Genomic DNA, 4,808 nt, shown 5'->3' on the forward strand with positions numbered 1-4,808 from the left:
AACACACCAGTCGGGCAGACCTCGGTGAGGTTGCCGGAGAACTCGCTTTCCAGGGTGCCGTCTTCAACGCGACCGAAGTACACGTTGTCGTGGGCGCCGAACACACCGAGGTCGGTGCCGCCGGCGTAATCCTTATAGAAGCGTACGCAGCGGTAGCAAGCGATGCAGCGGTTCATTTCGTGGGAAATGAACGGGCCCAGTTGCTGGTTCTGGTGAGTACGCTTGGTGAAGCGATAACGGCGCTCGTTGTGGCCGGTCATCACGGTCATGTCTTGCAGGTGACAGTGACCGCCTTCCTCACAGACCGGGCAGTCGTGAGGGTGGTTGGTCATCAGCCATTCAACGACGCTGGCGCGAAACACTTTCGCTTCTTCGTCGTCGATGGAGATCCAGCTGCCGTCGGTAGCTGGCGTCATGCACGACATGACGATCCGACCACGCTTGTCGTTTTCGTCGGTGTACTGCTTGACCGCGCACTGGCGGCAAGCGCCAACGCTGCCAAGGGCTGGGTGCCAGCAGAAATAAGGGATATCGAGGCCTAGCGACAGACACGCCTGTAACAGGTTGTCTGCCCCATCGACTTCGAGCTCTTTGCCGTCTACGTGGATAGTGGCCATGGTTCAAAGGTCTTCGTTGGCCCGGTGTCAGCGGGCGTGGCTAATGGAATCTTGTTATTCGTCCGAATCCAAACAGCCCATAAAAGGCGTCATCGAACGAGAAGGCGAAGGGCACGGACCGTTCGCCTTTTTTAAAGTGTTAAACGCCGACTACGATCGGCCTTGCCAGAGGCGGGACGACGGCGCTGGTAGGCGCGATGCCGGCTTCGAACTCATGGCGGAAGTATTTGATTGCGCTGCCCAACGGCTCCACGGCGCCCGGTGCGTGAGCACAGAAGGTCTTGCCCGGGCCGAGGAAGCCGACCAGACCCAGCAGGGTCTCGATATCGCCGGCTTGCCCTTCACCGTTCTCGATGGCGCGCAGAAGCTTGACGCTCCACGGCAAACCATCACGGCACGGGGTGCAGAAACCGCACGACTCACGGGAGAAGAACTCTTCCATGTTGCGCAGCAGGGACACCATGTTGACGCTGTCGTCCACCGCCATGGCCAGGCCGGTACCCATACGGGTGCCCACTTTGGCGATGCCGCCGGCGTACATTTGTGCGTCCAGGTGTTCCGGCAACAGGAAGCCGGTCCCGGCGCCGCCTGGCTGCCAGCACTTGAGTTTGTAACCGTCGCGCATGCCACCCGCGTAGTCTTCGAACAACTCGCGACCGGTGACGCCGAACGGCAATTCCCACAGGCCCGGGTTCTTGACCTTGCCGGAGAAGCCCATGAGCTTGGTGCCCATGTCTTCACTGCCTTCGCGCGCCAACGATTTGTACCAGTCCACGCCGTCGGCAATGATCGCCGGAACGTTGCACAGGGTTTCAACGTTGTTCACGCAAGTCGGCTTGCCCCACACGCCAACGGCGGCAGGGAAGGGCGGCTTGGAGCGCGGGTTGGCGCGGCGGCCTTCGAGGGAGTTGATCAGTGCGGTTTCTTCACCGCAGATGTAACGCCCGGCGCCGGTGTGGACGAACAGCTCGAAATCGAAGCCGCTGCCCATGATGTTTTTACCCAGCAGGCCGGCTGCCTTGGCTTCTTCCACGGCACGGTTCAGGTGCTTGGCGGCGGTGGTGTATTCGCCACGCAGGAAGATGTAGCCACGGTAGGTTTTCAGCGCGCGAGCACTGATCAGCATGCCTTCGATCAGCAGATGGGGCAGTTGCTCCATCAGCATGCGGTCTTTCCAGGTGTTCGGTTCCATCTCGTCCGCGTTGCACAGCAGGTAGCGGATGTTGATGGATTCGTCTTTGGGCATCAGGCCCCACTTCACGCCCGTGGGGAAGCCTGCACCGCCGCGACCTTTAAGGCCGGAGTCTTTCACGGTCTGGACGATGTCGTCCTGAGCCATGTCGGCGAAAGCCTTGCGCGCAGCCGCGTAACCGTTCTTGGCCTGGTACTCGTCGAGCCAGACAGCTTCGCCGTCGTCGCGCAGACGCCAGGTCAGCGGGTGAGTCTCGGCCGAACGCTTGATGCGGTTGGCAGGACCGAAGGAAGTCAGGGTCATACGTAGCCCTCGAGCAATTTGGCAACGCCGGCAGGCTGCACATCACCGAAAGTGTCGTCGTCGATCATCAACGCCGGCGCCTTGTCACAGTTGCCGAGGCAGCAGACCGGCAGCAGGGTGAAACGACCGTCGGCGGTGGTCTGACCCAGGCCGATGCCCAGCTTGCTCTGGATTTCGCTGACCACCGATTCATGGCCGCCGATGTAGCAGACCATGCTGTCGCAGACGCGAATGATGTGACGACCGACTGGCTGACGGAAGATCTGGCTATAGAACGTCGCCACGCCTTCAACGTCGCTGGCCGGGATGCCGAGGATCTCGCCGATGGCGTAGAGCGCGCCGTCAGGCACCCAGCCACGTTCCTTCTGGACGATCTTCAGGGCTTCGATCGACGCCGCGCGCGGGTCTTCGTAGTGATGCAACTCGTGCTCGATGGCCGAGCGCTCGGTTTCACTCAAGGTGAAACGGTCTGTCTGGATAAGCGTGCTATTCATGCTTAGCGGTCCACGTCGGCCATAACGAAATCGATACTACCCAGGTACGCACTCAAGTCCGCGACCATGCTGCCTTTGATCACCGAAGGGATCTGCTGCAGGTGCGGGAAGCTTGGGGTACGAATCCGGGTGCGGTAGCTCATGGTGCCGCCATCGCACGTCAGGTAATAACTGTTGATGCCCTTGGTCGCTTCGATCATCTGGAAGGATTCGTTGGCCGGCATGACCGGGCCCCACGAAACTTGCAGGAAGTGCGTGATCAGGGTCTCGATGTGCTGCAGGGTGCGCTCTTTCGGTGGCGGCGTGGTCAGCGGGTGATCCGCCTTGTACGGGCCTTCCGGCATGTTGCGCATGCACTGCTCGATGATCTTGATGCTCTGGCGCATTTCTTCGACGCGCACGATGCAACGATCGTAGGCATCGCCATTGACGGCCAGTGGCACTTCGAACTCGAAGTTCTCGTAACCGGAGTACGGGCGCGCCTTACGCAGGTCGAAGTCGCAACCGGTCGAACGCAAGCCTGCACCGGTGACGCCCCATTCGAAGGCTTCCTTGGTGTTGTAGGCGGCGACGCCGATGGTCCGGCCTTTGAGAATGCTGTTGTCCAGTGCGGCTTTCTGGTATTCGTCCAGACGCTTTGGCATCCACTCGACGAAGTCTTTCACCAGTTTTTCCCAGCCGCGCGGCAGGTCGTGAGCGACGCCACCGATGCGGTACCAGGCCGGGTGCAGACGGAAGCCGGTAATGGCTTCGATCACCGTGTACGCCTTCTGACGGTCGGTGAACGTGAAGAACACCGGGGTCATGGCGCCGACGTCCTGGATGTAAGTCCCCAGGAACAGCAGGTGGCTGGTGATCCGGAAGAACTCGGCCATCATGATGCGGATGACGTCGACCTTCTCAGGCACCTTGATGCCGGCCAGCTTCTCGACCGAGAGCACGTACGGCAGGTTGTTCATCACGCCGCCGAGGTAGTCGATACGGTCGGTGTACGGGATGAAGCTGTGCCAGGACTGACGCTCGGCCATCTTCTCGGCACCACGGTGGTGGTAACCGACGTCCGGCACGCAGTCGACGATCTCTTCACCGTCCAGCTGCAGGATGATGCGGAACGCACCGTGCGCGGAAGGGTGGTTAGGACCGAGGTTGAGGAACATGTAGTCCTCGTTCGCACCGGAACGCTTCATGCCCCAGTCTTCAGGCTTGAAGCGCGCGGCTTCTTCCTCAAGCTGTTGCTTGGCCAGCGTCAGGCTGAACGGGTCGAACTCGGTGGCACGGGCCGGGAAGTCCTTGCGCAGCGGGTGACCTTCCCAGGTCGGCGGCATCATGATGCGGGTCAGGTGCGGGTGACCGGCAAAGTCGATGCCGTACATGTCCCACACTTCACGCTCGTACCAGTTGGCGTTCGGCCAGATACCGGTCACGGTCGGCACGCTAAGGTCGCACTCGGACAAGGCGACCTTGATCATTACGTCACTATTACGTTCGATCGACATCAAGTGATAGAACACTGTGAAGTCGGCGCCGCTTGGCAGCCCTTGACGCTTGGTGCGCAGACGCTCGTCCACGCCGTGCAGGTCATAGAGCATGACGTACGGCTTGGGCAGGTTGCGCAGGAAGGTCAGGACTTCGACGAGTTTGGCACGGGCAACCCAAAGCACCGGCATGCCGGTGCGGGTAGGCTGGGCGGTGAACGCCTCGGGGCCGAAACGGTTGTTCAGTTCGACGACCACATCCTGGTCGTCTGCCTTATAAGGCGGGATGTACAGAGCACTGCCTGTAGTCATGGTTATTTATCGCTTTCGGTCAACGTAAAGAATGAAGCCAGTTTCTCGTTCTATAAAAGAAGCAGATCTGGATCAGACTTCGTCGGGGCTGCGCAGGTTGGTGACTGCGATTCGCTGTTCGCGGCGCTGTTCCTTTTGCGAAGGCATCTCGGCGCGGTACACGCCTTGATCGCCGACGACCCAGGAAAGCGGACGACGCTCCTGTCCAATCGACTCTTGCAAGAGCATCAAGCCTTGCAGAAAAGCTTCAGGACGGGGCGGGCAGCCAGGCACGTAGACGTCCACGGGCAGGAACTTGTCCACCCCTTGAACGACGGAGTAGATGTCGTACATGCCACCGGAGTTGGCGCTCGATACCTTTGAGATAACCCTTTTATGTTCTTTCATTTGTTAGTATATAGTATGAATTATCTTT

Annotated in this window: 4 protein-coding genes and 1 pseudogene; all 5 read right to left on the minus strand. The window is 60.0% G+C overall.

The genetic code is table 11. The features are described from left to right. On the minus strand, positions 1-617 hold a 617-nt coding region (locus ACIQV9_RS26590; protein ID WP_403107770.1), incomplete at its 3' end, for a 2Fe-2S iron-sulfur cluster-binding protein. A 139-nt stretch (positions 618-756) separates the two neighbouring features. Continuing rightward, positions 757-2,112 (minus strand): NADH-quinone oxidoreductase subunit NuoF, encoded by a 1,356-nt coding sequence (gene nuoF, locus ACIQV9_RS26595; RefSeq protein WP_403107772.1) that lies wholly within the window; start codon positions 2,110-2,112, stop codon positions 757-759. Continuing rightward, positions 2,109-2,606: an NADH-quinone oxidoreductase subunit NuoE gene (gene nuoE / locus ACIQV9_RS26600; RefSeq protein WP_008020715.1), complete on the minus strand. Its 498-nt coding sequence runs from the start codon at positions 2,604-2,606 to the stop codon at positions 2,109-2,111. The genes nuoF and nuoE overlap by 4 nt, the downstream gene beginning before the upstream one ends. Positions 2,607-2,608: 2 nt before the next feature. Next, positions 2,609-4,393, minus strand: a complete 1,785-nt coding sequence (nuoC, locus tag ACIQV9_RS26605) for an NADH-quinone oxidoreductase subunit C/D (protein ID WP_403107774.1) — start codon at positions 4,391-4,393, stop codon at positions 2,609-2,611. Between the two features lie 72 nt (positions 4,394-4,465). Further along, positions 4,466-4,783 (minus strand): annotated as a pseudogene (locus ACIQV9_RS26610) (NADH-quinone oxidoreductase subunit B); the annotation flags it as partial. Between the last annotated feature and the right edge of the window lie 25 nt (positions 4,784-4,808).

Source organism: Pseudomonas sp. NPDC099000, from assembly GCF_044759925.1.
In the GTDB taxonomy this organism is placed as follows: domain Bacteria; phylum Pseudomonadota; class Gammaproteobacteria; order Pseudomonadales; family Pseudomonadaceae; genus Aquipseudomonas.

Excerpts from the sequence above, each read along its gene's own strand:
- nuoC (WP_403107774.1), bottom strand. The coding sequence starts at position 4,393 with ATGACTACAGGCAGTGCTCTGTACATCCCGCCTTATAAGGCAGACGAC.
- nuoE (WP_008020715.1), bottom strand. The coding sequence starts at position 2,606 with ATGAATAGCACGCTTATCCAGACAGACCGTTTCACCTTGAGTGAAACC.
- nuoF (WP_403107772.1), bottom strand. The coding sequence starts at position 2,112 with ATGACCCTGACTTCCTTCGGTCCTGCCAACCGCATCAAGCGTTCGGCC.